This is a genomic window from Candidatus Pelagibacter sp. PS_43, from assembly GCF_059417795.1.
On record NZ_CM182066.1, the window covers coordinates 423,152 to 440,181 of the forward strand.

15 protein-coding genes are annotated in these 17,030 nt (G+C 31.1%); 11 read left to right on the forward strand and 4 right to left on the reverse strand.

Annotated elements, in window-relative coordinates; all coding sequences use genetic code 11:
• Window positions 1-32: 32 nt before the first annotated feature.
• From AC5SLL_RS02270 to AC5SLL_RS02280, 3 genes are read left to right on the forward strand one after another with little or no spacing between them, the layout of a single operon-like run.
• The gene (locus AC5SLL_RS02270) at window positions 33-1,970 is read left to right on the forward strand and encodes a ribonucleoside-diphosphate reductase subunit alpha (RefSeq protein ID WP_494573559.1); all 1,938 of its coding nucleotides are present in this window, start codon (window positions 33-35) and stop codon (window positions 1,968-1,970) included.
• Entirely contained in the window at window positions 1,961-2,971 is a 1,011-nt protein-coding gene (locus AC5SLL_RS02275) for a ribonucleotide-diphosphate reductase subunit beta (RefSeq protein ID WP_494573560.1), read from the forward strand. The genes AC5SLL_RS02270 and AC5SLL_RS02275 overlap by 10 nt, the downstream gene beginning before the upstream one ends.
• Before the next feature lie 5 nt (window positions 2,972-2,976).
• Window positions 2,977-3,681 (forward strand): hypothetical protein, encoded by a 705-nt coding sequence (locus AC5SLL_RS02280; protein ID WP_494586918.1) that lies wholly within the window; start codon window positions 2,977-2,979, stop codon window positions 3,679-3,681.
• A gap of 3 nt (window positions 3,682-3,684) precedes the next feature.
• Here the strand turns inward: AC5SLL_RS02280 and AC5SLL_RS02285 are convergent, their stop codons facing one another.
• The 4 genes from AC5SLL_RS02285 to AC5SLL_RS02300 are packed head-to-tail and all read right to left on the reverse strand — an operon-like array spanning window position 3,685 to window position 7,947.
• Entirely contained in the window at window positions 3,685-4,809 is a 1,125-nt protein-coding gene (locus AC5SLL_RS02285; RefSeq protein ID WP_494586919.1) for a bifunctional 2-methylcitrate synthase/citrate synthase, read from the reverse strand.
• Window positions 4,809-5,705, reverse strand: a complete 897-nt coding sequence (prpB, locus tag AC5SLL_RS02290) for a methylisocitrate lyase (RefSeq protein WP_494586920.1) — start codon at window positions 5,703-5,705, stop codon at window positions 4,809-4,811. Before prpB ends, AC5SLL_RS02285 begins: the two co-directional genes overlap by 1 nt.
• Complete coding sequence (locus tag AC5SLL_RS02295) at window positions 5,705-7,207, reverse strand: MmgE/PrpD family protein (protein WP_494586921.1); 1,503 nt, start codon at window positions 7,205-7,207, stop codon at window positions 5,705-5,707. Before AC5SLL_RS02295 ends, prpB begins: the two co-directional genes overlap by 1 nt.
• A gap of 50 nt (window positions 7,208-7,257) precedes the next feature.
• Window positions 7,258-7,947 carry an HAD-IA family hydrolase gene (locus tag AC5SLL_RS02300; RefSeq protein WP_494586922.1) on the reverse strand — a complete coding sequence of 230 codons (690 nt, stop codon included), beginning with the start codon at window positions 7,945-7,947 and terminating at the stop codon, window positions 7,258-7,260.
• Between the two features lie 70 nt (window positions 7,948-8,017).
• Between AC5SLL_RS02300 and AC5SLL_RS02305 the strand changes: the two genes are divergently transcribed.
• Genes AC5SLL_RS02305 through rpsD form a run of 8 tightly spaced genes read left to right on the forward strand, consistent with a single transcriptional unit; the run spans window position 8,018 to window position 17,030 of the window.
• Window positions 8,018-8,638 carry a DapH/DapD/GlmU-related protein gene (locus tag AC5SLL_RS02305; RefSeq protein ID WP_494586923.1) on the forward strand — a complete coding sequence of 207 codons (621 nt, stop codon included), beginning with the start codon at window positions 8,018-8,020 and terminating at the stop codon, window positions 8,636-8,638.
• A gap of 1 nt (window position 8,639) precedes the next feature.
• Window positions 8,640-10,460: a glutamine--fructose-6-phosphate transaminase (isomerizing) gene (gene glmS, locus AC5SLL_RS02310; RefSeq protein WP_494586924.1), complete on the forward strand. Its 1,821-nt coding sequence runs from the start codon at window positions 8,640-8,642 to the stop codon at window positions 10,458-10,460.
• Between the two features lie 35 nt (window positions 10,461-10,495).
• The gene (locus tag AC5SLL_RS02315; RefSeq protein WP_494586925.1) at window positions 10,496-11,875 is read left to right on the forward strand and encodes a class II 3-deoxy-7-phosphoheptulonate synthase; all 1,380 of its coding nucleotides are present in this window, start codon (window positions 10,496-10,498) and stop codon (window positions 11,873-11,875) included.
• 41 nt (window positions 11,876-11,916) lie between these two features.
• Complete coding sequence (gene nadE, locus AC5SLL_RS02320) at window positions 11,917-12,654, forward strand: NAD(+) synthase (RefSeq protein WP_494573775.1); 738 nt, start codon at window positions 11,917-11,919, stop codon at window positions 12,652-12,654.
• Window positions 12,655-12,699: 45 nt separating this feature from the next.
• The gene (gene cysS, locus AC5SLL_RS02325; protein WP_494586926.1) at window positions 12,700-14,061 is read left to right on the forward strand and encodes a cysteine--tRNA ligase; all 1,362 of its coding nucleotides are present in this window, start codon (window positions 12,700-12,702) and stop codon (window positions 14,059-14,061) included.
• On the forward strand, window positions 14,058-15,659 hold the full coding sequence (cimA, locus tag AC5SLL_RS02330; protein WP_494586927.1) for a citramalate synthase: 1,602 nt from the start codon (window positions 14,058-14,060) through the stop codon (window positions 15,657-15,659). Before cysS ends, cimA begins: the two co-directional genes overlap by 4 nt.
• On the forward strand, window positions 15,659-16,372 hold the full coding sequence (locus tag AC5SLL_RS02335; RefSeq protein ID WP_494586928.1) for an RNA methyltransferase: 714 nt from the start codon (window positions 15,659-15,661) through the stop codon (window positions 16,370-16,372). Before cimA ends, AC5SLL_RS02335 begins: the two co-directional genes overlap by 1 nt.
• Before the next feature lie 40 nt (window positions 16,373-16,412).
• Window positions 16,413-17,030: a 30S ribosomal protein S4 gene (gene rpsD, locus AC5SLL_RS02340; protein ID WP_494573572.1), complete on the forward strand. Its 618-nt coding sequence runs from the start codon at window positions 16,413-16,415 to the stop codon at window positions 17,028-17,030.

Below are 17,030 nucleotides of genomic sequence, written 5' to 3' on the forward strand. Positions count from 1 at the left end.
TTGTTAAAAATAACTGAAAAACTTAAAAATTTATGAATAAAATACTATCACAGGCACTCAAGAAAGCTGTCTCCGAGTATAGCCCAAATAACAGCGAACTTTCTAAAAACAAAGGACCTGATTTATTCTCACTTAATAATGACACTGAACTTTTTCAAAATGAAAAAGGCATCATTATTAAAATTGATAGAACAAAAGATTCTAAATTAACAGACTTTGGTAAAGCAACTTTAAAAGATCGTTACTTAGGTCACAATGAATCTTATCAAGATTTATTTGCACGTGTTGCAAGTTCATACGCAGATGACAATTTACATGCACAAAGAATTTATAACTACATTAGTAATTTATGGTTCATGCCAGCAACTCCAGTTTTATCAAACGGGGGAACTAAAAGAGGTTTACCCATTTCTTGTTTCTTAAATGAAGCATCAGATAGTTTAAGTGGAATTTTAGATCTATGGAGTGAAAATGTTTGGTTAGCTGCTAAAGGTGGTGGAATTGGAAGTTACTGGGGTAACCTTAGATCCATTGGTGAAAAAATTGGTAAAGTGGGTAAGACTTCAGGAATTATTCCTTTCATTAAAGTAATGGACTCGTTAACGATGGCAATTAGCCAAGGATCATTAAGAAGAGGATCGGCTGCTTGTTATCTACCAATTGATCATCCTGAAATTGAAGAATTTATTGAAATGAGAAGACCCACTGGTGGAGACCCAAATAGAAAAGCATTAAACCTTCATCATGGTATTTTAGTATCAGATGCGTTTATGAGAGCTGTTGAAACAGATGAACAGTGGGCACTAAAAAGTCCTGCTGATGGAACTGTTCAACAAACGATCTCTGCAAGAAATTTATGGATTAGATTATTAACGGCTAGAATGGAAACTGGAGAGCCTTACATTATCTATATCGATACAGTGAACAGACAAATTCCACAACATCATAAGTTAGCAAACCTAACAGTTAAAACTTCTAACTTATGTAGTGAAATAACTTTACCAACAGGCATTGATAAAGATGGCAGAGACAGAACAGCTGTTTGTTGCCTATCTTCTTTAAACTTAGAAAAATATGATGAGTGGAAAGATGATGCGATGATGATCAACGATGTGATGAGATTTTTAGATAATGTTTTAACTGACTTTATCGAAAGAGCACCAGATCAGTTTGCAGATGCAAAATATTCTGCAGCAAGAGAACGAAGTGTTGGTCTTGGAGTTATGGGTTTCCATTCTTATTTACAAAAGCACAGCATTCCACTTGAATCGGTCATGAGTAAAGTTTGGAATAAAAAAATATTCAAACACATTCAAGAACATGTTGATCAAGCATCAAAAGATTTAGCGGATGAAAGAGGACCTTGTCCAGATGCTGCTGAATATGGATTTAATGAGAGATTTTCAAATAAAACTGCGATTGCACCAACTGCATCAATTTCAATTATTTGTGGTGGAGCTTCTCCAGGGGTTGAGCCAGTTGCTGCAAATAGCTACACACATAAAACATTGTCAGGTTCATTTAATGTTAGAAATAGATATTTAGTAGAACTGCTTGAAAAACATGGCAAAAATAATGAGGATGTTTGGTCTGGGATTACAACTAACCAAGGCTCAGTTTCTGACTTAGATTTTTTAACAGATCATGAAAAAGATGTTTTTAAAACTGCTTTTGAATTAGATCAAAAGTGGATCATTGAACTAAGTGGTGACAGAACTCCACACATCTCACAAGCTCAATCTATTAATTTATTTTTAGCAGCAGATGTTCATAAAAAAGAGTTACATAAAATTCATTTTGATGCTTGGAAAAAAGGCTTGAAGAGTCTTTATTACTGTAGATCAAAATCAATTCAGCGTGCAGAAAATGTTAATGATGAAAAATCAACAGATATTCTTGCAAACGTTTACAAACAAAAACCAACAGCGGCGAAAGATCCGGAATACGAGGAGTGTTTATCATGTCAGTAGCAGAAAAAATAAAAGCTGAAATTGTTCAGCCAAAAAATAATAACGGCTTATTAGTAGCCAATCCAGTTTACAAACCATTTAGATATCCATGGTGTTATGATGCTTGGTTAACCCAACAAAGAATTCACTGGTTACCAGAAGAGGTGCCTCTTGGAGATGATGTTAAAGACTGGCAGAAAAATTTATCAGCATCTGAAAAAAATTTATTAACTCAAATTTTTAGATTTTTTACTCAAGCGGATGTTGAAGTAAGCAACTGTTACATTCGTCACTACATGAATGTATTTAAACCAACTGAAGTATTAATGATGATGTCAGCGTTTGCTTCAATGGAGACAGTTCACATTGCTGCGTACTCTCATTTATTGGATACAATTGGAATGCCTGAGTCAGAATATTCAGCGTTCATGCAGTACAAAGAAATGAAAGATAAATACGATTACATGCAAGGCTTTGATGTTAAATCAAATCATGACATTGCAAAAACAATAGCGGTGTTTAGTGCATTTACTGAAGGCTTACAATTGTTTGCAAGTTTTGCAATTCTTCTTAACTTTCCAAGACACAATAAGATGAAAGGAATGGGCCAAATTGTAACTTGGTCTGTTAGAGATGAAACATTGCACTGTAATTCTATGATTAGACTATTCAAAGAGTTCGTTAATGAAAATCCTGGTATCTGGACTGAGAAGTTAACAAGCGAATTATATCACGCTTGTAAAACAATCATTGCTCACGAAGATGCTTTTATTGATTTAGCTTTTGAAATGGGTCCAATGGAAGGTCTAACTGCACAAGAAGTTAAAGATTATATTAGATTTATTGCTAATAGAAGATTAACTCAGTTAGGTTTAGAACCGCTTTACAATGTTCATAAAAACCCACTTACATGGTTAGATACGATGTTAAATGCGGTTGAGCACATGAACTTCTTTGAAGGTCGTGCAACTGAATATTCTAAAGCATCAACTCAAGGAACTTGGACAGAAGCCTTTAGTTAGGAAAATTGAAAAGTTTTATCCTATCAAATAATGAAGCTAGGTTAGTTGTTTTACAAAGAATTGAATTAATCAGCCCTTTCTTAAAAAAATTAAGAAAATTTTTTGGTAGGACACTTTTTACTAATTTTGTAACAAAATATTTTTTAAACTCTAATCAAACCGGAATTAGCTATTATGCAGCTATGCATAAAGAGTTTTTAACGTTTCAAAATCTAATTAATTCAGATCAAGACCAACTCTTTTTGAGCATTGGAGGAGGTCTTGGAGGTCTAGAGCTCATTATAAATCAAAATTTGCCAAGTAAAAAATATTATTTTATTGAAAGAAATTTTATTTCTAAAAAAGTTAAGTATGGGTGGGGTGGGACAATTAACAATGAAGCATACAACAATTTAGAAATACAAAAAAGATTTTTAAAAAATAATGGAATGCAAAATTCTCAAATTAATATTTTTGATTATGACAAGGATAAACTTCCAGGGCAAAAATTTGACGTAGTGATTTCACTACTTTCATTGGATTACCATTATGACTTTGAGATCTATGCTGAGTACTTAAAAAAAATATCTAAACCTGATACTAAAATTATTTTTGATACAATAAGACCTGATTATTTCTTGAAAGTTTTTAAAAGTGTTAAAATACTAGCAATACAAGAAAATACTGTACATAAATCCAAGCGTATTTTATGCAGCGAATTTCTTGTTTAAAAATTATCTTTGGTTTAGTTCTAAAACTTTTCTATGTTTTTGACCTTTGTAACTTGCAAGGGGTCTAATTAATTTATTAGCCGCATGTTGTTCCATAATATGTGCAGACCAACCCGTAATTCTAGAAATAACAAATATAGGTGTAAAGAAATCTGTATCAAATCCCATTAAGTGGTAAGTAGGTCCCGTTGGGTAATCCACATTGGGGTAAATATTTTTTTCTTTAATCATTACTTTCTCTACAATATCGTAAATTTTTTCAAAAGTTTTGTCTTTTTTAATAATGGCCACTCTTTTAAAATATTCTCTCATTGTCGGAACTCTTGAGTCTCCACTTTTGTAAACCCTATGACCAAATCCCATCACAACATCTTTATTTTTAAGAGCTTTAGTAATCCATTTTAAAGCATTTTCTGGTTTTTTAATCTTTTTCATCATGTGCATTACTTCTTCATTGGCACCACCATGAAGAGGTCCCTTTAAACTAGCGATTGCACCGGTGATTGCCCCATGGATATCTGATAAACTACTAGTGATAGTTCTTGCTGTAAAAGTTGATACATTAAAACTATGTTCAGCGTATAAAATTAGAGATACATCAAATGCTTTAACAATTTCTTTTTCAGGCACATTGGCAAAACACATATGAAAAAAGTTTTCAGAGAAAGAAAGATTTTTCTTAGGAGCTATAATTTTTTTTCCTTTTCTAAGTCTATAAAAAGCAGCAAGAGCAGTTGGAGTTTTTGCAAAAATTCTTAAAGCCTTTCTTAAATTTGCTTTAGGAGAGTTGTCTTTACTCTCTTTGTCCTCTAAACCCATTACACTAACAGCCGTTCTTGCAACATCCATTGGATGTGAATTTTTTGGAATTCTTTTTAAAATTTCGATTAAATTTTTAGATAATGTTCTCTCTTTTATTAAGTCCTTAACAAATTGTTTAAGCTGATTCTTTTTTGGTAGTTCTTTATTTAATATTAAATAAGCAACTTCTTCAAAGTTACATCTGGCACACAAATCTTGAGCAGCATAACCTCTATAAGTAAGAGAGTTAATTTCTGGCATAACTTTAGAGATTTCAGTTTCATCAACAATTATACCCAGTAAACCTTTTTTAATATCATCGCTCATTATTCATGTCCTTCCGTACTAAAGTTATAAATCTTTTCATCTAGCGAGTTATATTTCTCATATTCCACTAATTCGTATAATCGTTTTCTAGTTTGCATTTTATCAATAATATTGTTCTGATGTCCATTTACAAAAATGTTCTTCAAGCCATCTTCTACATTTTTCATAGCTAATCTTTGTGTTGTCACTGGATAAATTACAATATTATAGCCAAAATTTTCTAATTCCTTATAGTTGAATAGTTTTGATTTACCAAACTCGGTCATATTGGCTAGTAAATAACATGATAATTCTTTTCTAACTTTTTCAAAATCTTTTTCATCATAAAGAGCCTCTGGAAATATAATTTCTGCTCCAGCATCAATGTAGGCTTTACATCTATCAATCATTTTATCAATTCCCTCAACACCTTTAGCATCTGATCTTGCTATAATTTTAAAATTTTCATCTTGTTTTGCAGCAACACACTCTTTAATTTTTTTAACCATTGCTTCAGTTGAAATTAATTCTTTGTTATCCAAGTGGCCACATCTCTTACGTTCCACTTGATCTTCTAAATGAACAGCAGACACTCCAAACTCTTCAAAAGTTTTAATAGTTTCTTCACAAGATTTAAAACCAGTATCGATATCAACAATTGTTGGTAAATTAGTAACTCTTGAAATTAAATATGATCTTGTACTAACATCTTGTAGTGTTGTTAAACCAATATCAGGAAACCCAAGATCATTTGCCATAACTCCACCTGACACGTAAACTGCGTCATAACCAATTTCTTCAATTAATTTTGCAGTTAAAGGATTGTAAGCACCTGGCACTCTTAAAATTTTATTAGATTTTAATTTGCTGACAAAGTCAGCTCTCTTTTGATTAGGTTCTTTTTCTACAAAATGCACTAAAAAATTCCTTGTTTTGTATTTTTCTTTATTTGATTTTTCTTAACTTGAATGTTCAGTTTATGTAGTTCTCCCACTTTTAAATTCTTAAGGTTTTGAACTGTCTTTAAAAAACGAGCACTCTCTTTCTTATCTAATATTCCATCTGTTAAAGTTAGAAACTTTTTAATATAATTTTCTCTTTTAAAAGGACGTGCTCCATAAGGGTGCGCATCTGCTCTATCAAGTTGTTCGATAATTTTTTTCCCATTGTTCAAAGTAACCACCACTTTTGCACCAAACGATTTATTCTTTGGATTTGGATCGTGATATTTTTTAGTCCATTTTTTATCTTCATAAGTAGTAATTGATTTCCAAATTTTTACAGTACTCTTTCTACTTGCTCTTTGTTTTGTGTAAGATTTTACATGATGCCAATCTGCATCTTCAAGCGCTACTGCAAAAATATACATAATAGAGTGATCTAGCGTTTCTCTACTTGCATTAGGATCCATTTTTTGAGGATCATTAGCGCCTGTTCCTATTACATAATGAGTATGATGACTTGTAAAGATATCAATTTTTTTAATCTGTCCTAAGTTTGGAATTTTTTTATTTAATTTTTTAGCAATATCTATCAACGCTTGAGATTGGTATTCTGCAGAATATTCTTTGGTGTACGTTTCAAGTATAGCTTTTTTAGGTTCATTCTTTTTAGGTAATGGCACATTATATAAAGCTTTCTTACCATCTAAAATTCTAGCAATAACACTATCTTCACCTTCATAAATTGGACTCGGAGCACCTTCACCACGCATGGCTCTATCTACTGCTTCAATTGCAAGTTTGCCTGCGTGAGCAGGGGCGTAAGCTTTCCAACTAGAGATTTCTCCTTTTCTAGATTGCCGAGTTGAAATTGTTGTGTGTAGAGCCTGTTGAACAGCTTGATAAATTGTTTCAGTATTTAATTTTAACATCGTACCAAGTCCTGCTGCAACACTAGGCCCTAAATGTGCAATATGATCAATTTTATGTTTATGCAAACATATACCTTTAACTAAATTAACCTGAACTTCATAACCAGTAATAATCCCTCTTAATAAATCTAAACCACTTTTTTTAGTTTGTTGAGCGACACTTAAAATTGGAGGAATGTTGTCTCCTGGGTGACTATAGTCAGCAGCTAAAAAGGTATCATGGAAATCAAGTTCTCTTACAGCAGTACCATTTGACCATGCAGCCCATTCACAATCAAATTTTAATTTTGTATCTATACCAAATAAATTTGCTCCATTTTTTCTTGGATGTTTTAAGGCCATCTCTCTTGAAGAGATTACTGCTTTTCTATTTAAAGAAGCTATAGCAACTGATGCATTATCAATAATTCTATTGATGACCATTTCAATTGCAGCTTTGTCTAATTTTGCATTGTCAGAGGCAATTTCAGCAATTTTCCATGCTAATTGATTTTTCTTAGGTAGATGAATTTTTGATGGATAAACTTTTACTTTATGTGAAATCATTAGACCTCCTAAATTGTCTGCACATATTAATAGTAAGAAAAAAAATTAAATCAATCTTTTAAGTAAGTAGAAACTATTTTTTCAACACCAATAAAGTCTTTTATTAAATGATTATGGTAAATTTCATTAGTATTTTTTTCGGTATAACCATTTTCTAATAAAACAACTGGAATTGAAGCAGCTTTTGCAGCATTTGCATCGGTTTCACTGTCACCAAACATGAGAGATTTATTTATTTCACCACCCATAATTTCGATTATATTTGTAATGTGTCTTGGATCAGGTTTGCAATAATCAAAAGTATCTGATCCAGCTACATATTCAAAGTAATCATAAACTCCAATTTTTTTTAAAAGATCTATTGCTAAGTGTTCTTGTTTATTTGTGCATACTGCCATTGAAATATTCTGAGATTTACACCATTTTAAAAATTCTATAACTCCATTAATAAGTGTGCTTTCATTAATAATATTTTTTCCATAAAAATTTATAAAATCCTTAACCATTTCAGCTTTAATCTTTTGATCATCAATTTTGCTAAATTCTTTTTTTGCTTGCCCCCATATAGATCTTCCAATCATAGCGCCTGCGCCTTGACCAACTAGATTTCTAATTTCTTCAGTAGATTTTGTGGGATAACCATATTTTTTCATTACATGGTTATGGGCATTCATTAAGTCTGGCGCTGTATCAACCAGTGTTCCATCAAGATCAAATATAATTGTGTATTTTTGAGTCATTTATAAAGTATTTTTAAGAAATAAATTGTGAATTAAGATACCTATACACTTAATATAAAAGTATTTCCAGATGAAACAAATAAATTCTAATAGCAATCAAGAAAAACTTAGAAAATTTTTTATAAAGTCTGGTGTAAGGATGATTGGACCAGAGACAGTTTTTTTTTCCAAAGACACTAAAATTGGAAAAAATGTAACGATTAATCCTTATGTTGTAATTGGACCAAAAGTTAAAATTGGTAGCAATGTAATTATAAATTCATTTTCTCACCTAGAAGGTTGCAATATAAAAAATAAAGTTGAAGTTGGTCCTTACGCAAGACTTAGACCAGGAACAATTTTAGAAGAAGGATCTAAAATTGGAAATTTTGTAGAAGTTAAGAAAAGTAAAATTGGAAAGAAATCAAAAGTAAATCATTTGTCTTATATTGGTGATAGTGAATTGGGAAAAGGTGTAAATATCGGAGCTGGCACAATTACATGTAATTATGATGGTATCAAAAAAAGTAAAACAAAAATTAAAGATAATGTTTTTGTAGGCTCAAATTCATCACTAGTCGCACCAGTAACTTTAGAAAAAAGCAGTATTGTTGGGGCGGGCTCTGTAATTACAAAAAATGTAAAAAAAAACTCATTAGCTTTAACTAGAGCATCTCAAACCTCAGTTAAAAATTATAGAGGAAAAAAATAATATGTGTGGAATTATTGGAATAGCTAGTAATAAACCAGTTTCATCGACAATCATAAATTCACTTAAAAAATTGGAATATAGAGGGTACGACTCAGCTGGAATTGCGACATTGTCAAATGGCATTGTAAGTGAAGCAAAATCTGAAGGTCGAGTTGATATTTTAGAAAAAAACTCAATTGTTAAAAATATGATTGGATCAATTGGTATTGGCCATGTGAGATGGGCAACGCATGGAGTGCCAAACACTCTTAATGCTCACCCACATTCTTCTGAAAATGTATCTGTTGTACATAATGGTATTATAGAAAACTCAACTATTTTAAAAAAATTTTTAGTAGGGAAGGGACATATATTTAAGTCTCAAACTGATACAGAGGTAATAGTTCACCTTATTACTGAGTATTTAAAAGAATTAAATTTAAAAGAAGCAATTATAAAAACTTTAAAGCAACTTCACGGTAGTTTTGCATTGGGGATTATTTTTAAAGATCAGCCTGACCTTATAGTTGGTGCCAGAAGAGGATCTCCCCTTGCAGTTGGTTATGGTCCTAGTGAGAATTATTTAGGATCAGATTCGTATGCATTAAAATCAATGACTAATAAGATTTCATATTTAAACGATGGAGAGTTTTGCATTATAAAAAAAGACCATGTTGAATTTTTTGATGAAGAAGGATTAAAAGTTAATAAAAAAGTTTTAGAATTATCATCTAAAGAACAGGATTACGACAAAGGTGATTTTAAGCATTTCATGGCCAAAGAAATCGAAGAACAGCCTGCAACACTTAAGAATTGTATTAATGAATATGTTGACAAAATTAATAACGATATAAATATTTACAATTTTCCATGGAATATAAGTGATATTTCATCAATTACCTTAATTGGCTGTGGAACAGCTTATCACTCTTGTTTAATGGCAAAATATTGGTTTGAAGAAAATACCTCTCTTGAAGTTGCAGTTGATATTGCTTCTGAGTTTAGATATCGAAAAAATAGATTTAAAAAAGACAACTTATATATATTTGTCTCTCAATCAGGTGAAACAGCGGATACGTATGCTGCATTAGATTTATGTAATCAAAATAACATGAAAACTTGTAGTATTGTAAATGTTGTTGAAAGTTCTATTGCAAGAGATTCTAACTTTGTATTACCTATTCATTGTGGACCAGAAATTGGAGTAGCATCTACTAAAGCATTTATGGGACAGATGTTAGTGCTTTATATTTTAGTATTAAAACTTGGAAGATTAAGAGAGGATTTTGATAAAGAAACATATTTAGACAAAATTAAAGAATTAAAAAAATTACCTAAATTAGTTGAAGATACTTTGTTAACTGAAAATAAAATTCAAGCAGTCTCAGGTTCTTTTACTGATGCCAAGGGTTCAATGTTTTTAGGTAGAGGTTTTTCTTATCCAATAGCATTGGAAGGTGCTTTAAAGTTAAAAGAGTTAGCATATGTGCATGCAGAAGGGTATCCAGCTGGTGAGATGAAGCATGGTCCATTAGCCTTGATTGAAGATGGAATGCCTGTGGTAGTTTTAGCCCCAAGAGATAATTATTATAAAAAAACTATTTCTAATATGCAGGAAGTAATAGCAAGAGGAGCAAAAGTTTTATTAATTACCAATAAAAGTAAAGATGAAGTTTTTTCAGAAAATATTTGGGAAACAATATTAGTTGAAAGCGCAAATGATGATTTACTTCCATTTTTATTAACCGTTCCTTTACAAAAATTAGCTTATTATTCAGCACTCCTTAAAGGCTATGATATTGATAAACCAAGAAATTTGGCAAAATCAGTCACAGTTGAATAATAAATAAACTCTGATACAACACTCCCAGGTTGAACATGAAAAATTGGAAAATAAATAGCTGGAGAAATTATCCTGTAAAACACATTCCGGAATATCCGGATCAAAAAGAATTAGATGGTGTTTTAAGTAAGATTAAAAGTTTTCCACCATTAGTTTTTGCTGGTGAGACAAGACATTTAAAAGAGCAATTGGCAGATGTTGTTGATGGAAAAGCTTTTTTACTTCAAGGTGGCGATTGTGCTGAAAGTTTTGCTGAATTTCATCCAGACAATATTAGAGATACATTTAAATTAATTTTACAAATGTCATTGGTGCTTACTTACTCTGCATCATTGCCTGTAATTAAACTTGGAAGAATTGCTGGACAATTTTCAAAACCAAGAAGTTCACCTGTTGAAAATATAAATGGTGTTGAGCTACCAAGTTATTTAGGTGACAATATAAATGGAATGGATTTTAGTGAAAAATCAAGAATACCAGATCCAAAAAGATTATTTAAAGCTTACTCTCAGTCAGCATCGACATTAAACCTCATAAGAGCATTCTCTCATGGTGGTTTTGCTGATCTTAAAAAAGTACATACTTGGAATTTAAGTTTTATTAAAAATACTCCAACAGCTAAGAAATTCAAAGAATTAGAGGATAGAATAGCCGATGCTTTAGCCTTTATGGATGCTTGTGGTATTAACTCAGATTTTAATAGAAGATTAAAAACAGTAAATTTTTGGACATCTCATGAAGCTTTACTACTTCCTTTTGAACAAGCAATGACAAGAATAGATTCAACAACTGGTGAATATCATGATACCTCTGCTCACTTTGTTTGGATAGGAGATCGTACAAGACAATTAGATGGAGGACATGTTGAATTTTGTAGAGGAATAGAAAATCCTATTGGTATTAAATGTGGCCCAACTTTAAAACCAGATGATTTAATAAATCTATGTAACAAGATTAATCCAAAAAATGAAAAAGGAAAAATTACTTTAATATCAAGATTTGGACATGAAAATGTTTCTAAATTTTTACCAAAATTAATTAGAGCAATTAAAAAAGAAGGTTTAAATGTTATATGGTCATGTGATCCTTGCCATGGAAATACTATTAAATCGACAACTGGATTTAAAACTAGACCTTTTAATAGTGTTGTTAAAGAAGTAAAAAATGTTTTTGAATGCCATCAAAGTGAAGGTAGTTATGCAGGTGGTCTACACATTGAAATGACTGGTCAAGATGTAACAGAATGCACCGGTGGAGCTCAGAAAATATCTGACCAAGATTTATCACATCGTTACCACACACATTGCGACCCAAGGCTTAATGCAAATCAAGCTTTAGAGTTAGCATTCTTAATTTCTGATGAAATTAAGAAGAATGCTGCCTATTCTAAAAAAAATATTAAAGCGGCATCTTAAGCCATTGTATTAAATACAATTTTGTTTAATTTCTTTGAATAATGAAACCTTTAGAAAAAGCACAATTTATAAGTAATTGGATCAAGGATTACGTAGAAAAAATGCCAAGTAAGGCTCAATCTTTGGTTATTGGAATTTCTGGCGGAATTGACTCTTCAGTGTCAAGCACCTTGAGCGCCATGACAGGTTTAAAAACAATTGTTTTATCAATGCCAATTAAACAAAAAGATGCTCAACATGATTTAAGTTTAAAGCACCAAGAATGGCTTGTTAAAAATTTTAAAAATGTTGAAGCTCATACTATAAATTTAGATAAGCTTTTTGAAACATTTGAAAATACATTGTCTAATTTTGACAATGAACATGGAATGGCTAACTCTAGAGCTAGAATTAGAATGACCACACTTTATCAAGTAGCCGCTGCTAACAAAGGAATAGTAGTTGGTACTGGGAATAAAGTAGAGGATTTTGGTGTGGGTTTTTACACAAAATATGGTGATGGAGGAGTTGATATTTCTCCAATTGCAGATTGCAATAAATCAGATGTTTGGGAAATTGGAAAATCTCTTAATATATTAAATGAAATTATAGAGGCACCACCAACAGATGGTCTATGGGATGATGGTAGAACGGATGAGGGTCAACTTGGTCTTAAATATGAAGAATTAGAAGAAGCAATGAATAACCCTAAATCAATAAATCGAGAAAAATACGAAAAAATAAGAAATATGAACTTGCACAAAATGGAGCCAATCCCAGTTTGCAAGATTCCCAACTAATCTTATAGATTCACAAATCTATAATTAAAGTATAATTCTAAGATAATGAATAAGGATATTTTTTTAACAAACAATCTAAGTAATAAAAAAGAGAAATTTATTCCTCTAGATCAAAACAATGTTGGAATGTATGTTTGTGGTCCTACTGTCTATGATAATCCACACATAGGCAATGCAAGACCTCTTGTAATTTTTGATATTTTATACAAAGTTTTGAAATCCAAATATGGACATGACAAAATTACCTATATTAGAAATATTACAGACGTTGATGATAAGATTATAAAATCTTCTAAAGAAAAAAATGTTTCAATAGTAGATTTAACTAACAACATTATTGCTGAATTTAATGATGATTGTAATTATCTAAATTTAGAAAATCCATCTCAACAACCTAAAGCAACAGAACATATTGATCTAATGATAGAAATGATTAATTCTTTAATCAACAAAGGTTTTGCTTATGAAGCAAACAATCATGTTTATTTTGAAGTAAGTAAATTTTCTGATTATGGAAAATTATCTAATAAAAAATTAGAAGATTTGATTGCTGGATCAAGAGTTGAAGTTTCAAAAAATAAAAAAAAATCAGAAGATTTTGTTTTATGGAAACCTTCCATTAATGATGAGCCTTTTTGGGATTCTCCTTGGGGAAAAGGAAGACCTGGTTGGCATTTAGAATGTTCGGCCATGTCAAAGAAATATTTAGGAAATGTATTTGATATTCATGGAGGCGGAATTGATTTAATTTTTCCTCATCATGAAAATGAAATTGCTCAATCAAGATGTGTAAATGATACAAAAGTTTTTGCTAATTATTGGGTTCATAACGCATTTATTACAATGTCTAATGAAAAAATGGCTAAATCCACTGGCAATATTTTAAAGATAAAAGATTTTAAGGACAATATTGATGGCCAAGTTTTAAAGCTTGCTCTTATGAGTGCTCATTATAAGCAACCTCTAGATTGGAATGAAAAACTTTTAGAGGATTGTAAAAATACTATTGATAAATGGTATGAGGTCTACAAAGTTGTAAAAGATAAATCTGTTTTAAATGAAGATATTTTATCTCCACTCTATGATGATTTAAATACACCAGGTTACATAGCAAATTTACACAAACTATATGATAAAGCTTTAAAAGGAAATGATGCTGATAAAAATTTATTTGTTTCAGCTTGTAACTTCATAGGTATTTTAAATAAGACAAAAGAAGAGTGGTTAGAATTTAAAAAGAAAAAATTATCAATAACTGAAGCTGATATTTTAAAAAAAATTGAACTTCGTAATAAAGCAAGAGAAGACAAGGATTATAAACGGGCAGATTTAATTAGAGATGAGCTTTTAGACAAAGGGGTTTTAATAGAAGACAAAGATGGTAAAACAGTTTGGAAATTTAAATGAGCAAAGAACAACTTTTTATATTTGATACAACATTAAGAGATGGTGCCCAAACTCAAGGGGTAGATTTTTCTGTAGATGATAAGATTAAAATAGCCAAAGCCTTAGATGCTTTAGGTGTTGATTATATTGAAGGAGGATGGCCTGGAGCAAATCCTACTGATACTGAGTTTTTTCAAAAAAAACATTCGTTTAAAAATGCAAAATTAACTTCATTTGGCATGACCAAAAGAACTGGTCGAAGTGCTGATAATGATCCAGGTTTATCTGCTCTATTAAATGCCAACACACCAGCAGTTTGCATTGTTGGTAAAGCTTGGGATTTTCATGTCGATATTGCTCTTGGTATTAGTAATGAAGAAAATTTAGAAAATATTAGTGAGACTGCAAAACATTTTGTTAAGGAAAATAAAGAGTTTATGTTTGATGCAGAACATTTTTTTGATGGTTACAAAGCTAACCCTAGTTATGCATTGTCTTGTCTTAAAGTTGCGTATGATGCGGGAACAAGATGGATTGTTTTATGTGACACTAATGGAGGAACGTTACCTCATGAAATTAGCAAAATAGTAACAGAAGTTACAAAAACTATACCTGGAAAAAATTTAGGCATTCATGCTCATAATGATACAGGTAATGCAGTTGCTAATTCTTTAGCTGCAGTTTGGGCTGGAGTAAGACAAGTTCAGGGAACAATTAATGGTTTAGGTGAACGATGTGGTAATGCCAACTTAATGTCATTAATTCCAACATTCTTTTTAAAAAATGATTTTAATGAAAAATTTCAATTACAAATTAAGCCCAATAATATCAAAAATTTAACTCAATGTTCTAGATTATTAGATGAAATATTAAATAGAAAACCTAATAAACATTTACCTTATGTTGGTGCCGCTGCTTTTTCTCACAAGGGTGGCCTTCACGTATCAGCAGTTCAAAAAGATCCAAAGACTTATGAACATATCGATCCAGAAGAAGTTGGTAATTCTAGAAATATTGTAATTTCAGATCAATCAGGCAAATCTAATATCATCTCAAGATTAAGATCTATTGGTATTGAAATAGAGGAAAGCGATCCTAAGATTAAAAAATTATTAGATGAAGTAAAAGACAGAGAATTTATTGGCTATAGTTACGATGGGGCAGATGCATCGTTTGAATTACTAGCTAGAAGAATTATCAGTAAAATACCAACATATATCTCAATTAAAGAATACGATGTTTCAGTTAAAAAAGATTCTTCTGGAAAAATTATTTCATCTGCAAAAGCAGAACTAGAGGTTGATGGAAAAAAAATTGTTTGTACTGGTGAAGGAAATGGTCCAGTTAATGCATTGGATAATGCTATTAGACAAAATGTTGAGAGATTAAATAAATACTCATCTTATTTGAAAGATCTTAAATTAGTAGATTACAAGGTTAGAATTTTAAATACAGGTACAGAAGCCATCACTAGAGTTTCAATTGAGAGCACTGACTCAAAAGGTAAGAACTGGTTTACTATTGGAGTTTCAGCAAATATAATTGATGCTTCATTTAAAGCATTAGTTGATAGTTTGGATTATAAGTTATTCAAAGATAATGCTCCAGCTAGTCTTTAATGTCATTTAATAATATTTCATTTATTTTACACCAACCCCAACTATCTGAAAACATCGGTGCTTGTGCTAGAGCAATTAAAAACTTTAACTTTAAAAAATTAGTTATAGTTAAGCCAAAGCCAATTTTTCCAAACGATAAAATTTTAGCAACCTCTGTAGGTGCAAAAGACTTAATCACTAATGCTAAAGTTCACGAAACCTTAGAGACTGCTGTAAAAAAAGTAGATTATGTTATTGCAACGTCAGCAAGATTTAGAAATAAGAATATCAAACATTTAAATTTGGAAGATCTTAAAAAAATTGATTTCAGTAAAAAAGTTGCTTTCTTGTTTGGTTCTGAAGCGTCTGGATTATCTAACAATGAGATTAGTTATGCTAATTACACTATGCAAATCCCAACTAATCCTGATTTTAAGTCACTAAACCTATCTCATAGTGTTATTATTATTGCCCATACAGTTGCAAGTATTATTAATTTAAAAGGTGCAAACTACTCTAAATCAAAGAAAGTAACTTTAGCTAGCAAGAAAGATGTGCAGGCTATGACCAACTTATGCATTAACAAACTTGAAGAAAAAGACTTTTTTAAACCTTTAGAAAAGAAACCTATTATGCTTGAAAACTTAAGAAGTATTTTTTCTAAAATGGAGCTTTCAGAGAAGGAAACGCGTATTTTATCAAGTGTATTTGCAAGTCTAGCCAAAAAAGGTTGATTGACAAAATAATGAGTAAGTTTATAAACCCTCCTATCAAATGACAAAAAGAATTAGTTCTAAACACAAAATTGACAGAAGACTTAAAATAAACTTATGGGGTAGACCCAAAAGTCCTTTTAACACTAGAGCCTATGGACCAGGACAACACGGTCAGTCTAGACAAGGTAAGCCATCTGATTATGGAATTCAGCTTCAAGCTAAACAGAAACTAAAAGGTTACTACGGTAACATTAATGAAAGACAATTCAGAAATATTTATAAAAAAGCAACCATGTTAAAAGGAGATACTGGTGAAAATTTAATTGGTTTGCTTGAAAGAAGATTAGACTCAGTTGTGTATAGAGCTAAATTTTCAACTACAGTTTTTTCTGCAAGACAACTTATTAACCACGGCCATGTAAGAGTTAATGGCAAGAAAGTTAATATTGGTAGCTATGTTGTTAAAGAAGAGGATGTAATTGAAATAAGAGACAAGTCAAAACAATTAGCTTTTATTGATATTGCTTTAGCAAACAAAGAAAGAGAAACTCCTGAATATATTCAATTAGATGAAAAGAACAAAAAAGTTACTTTTGTTAGAACACCTAAGTTTGAAGAAGTTCCATACCCAGTTGTAATGGAACCTAATCTAGTAATCGAATATTACTCTAGATAA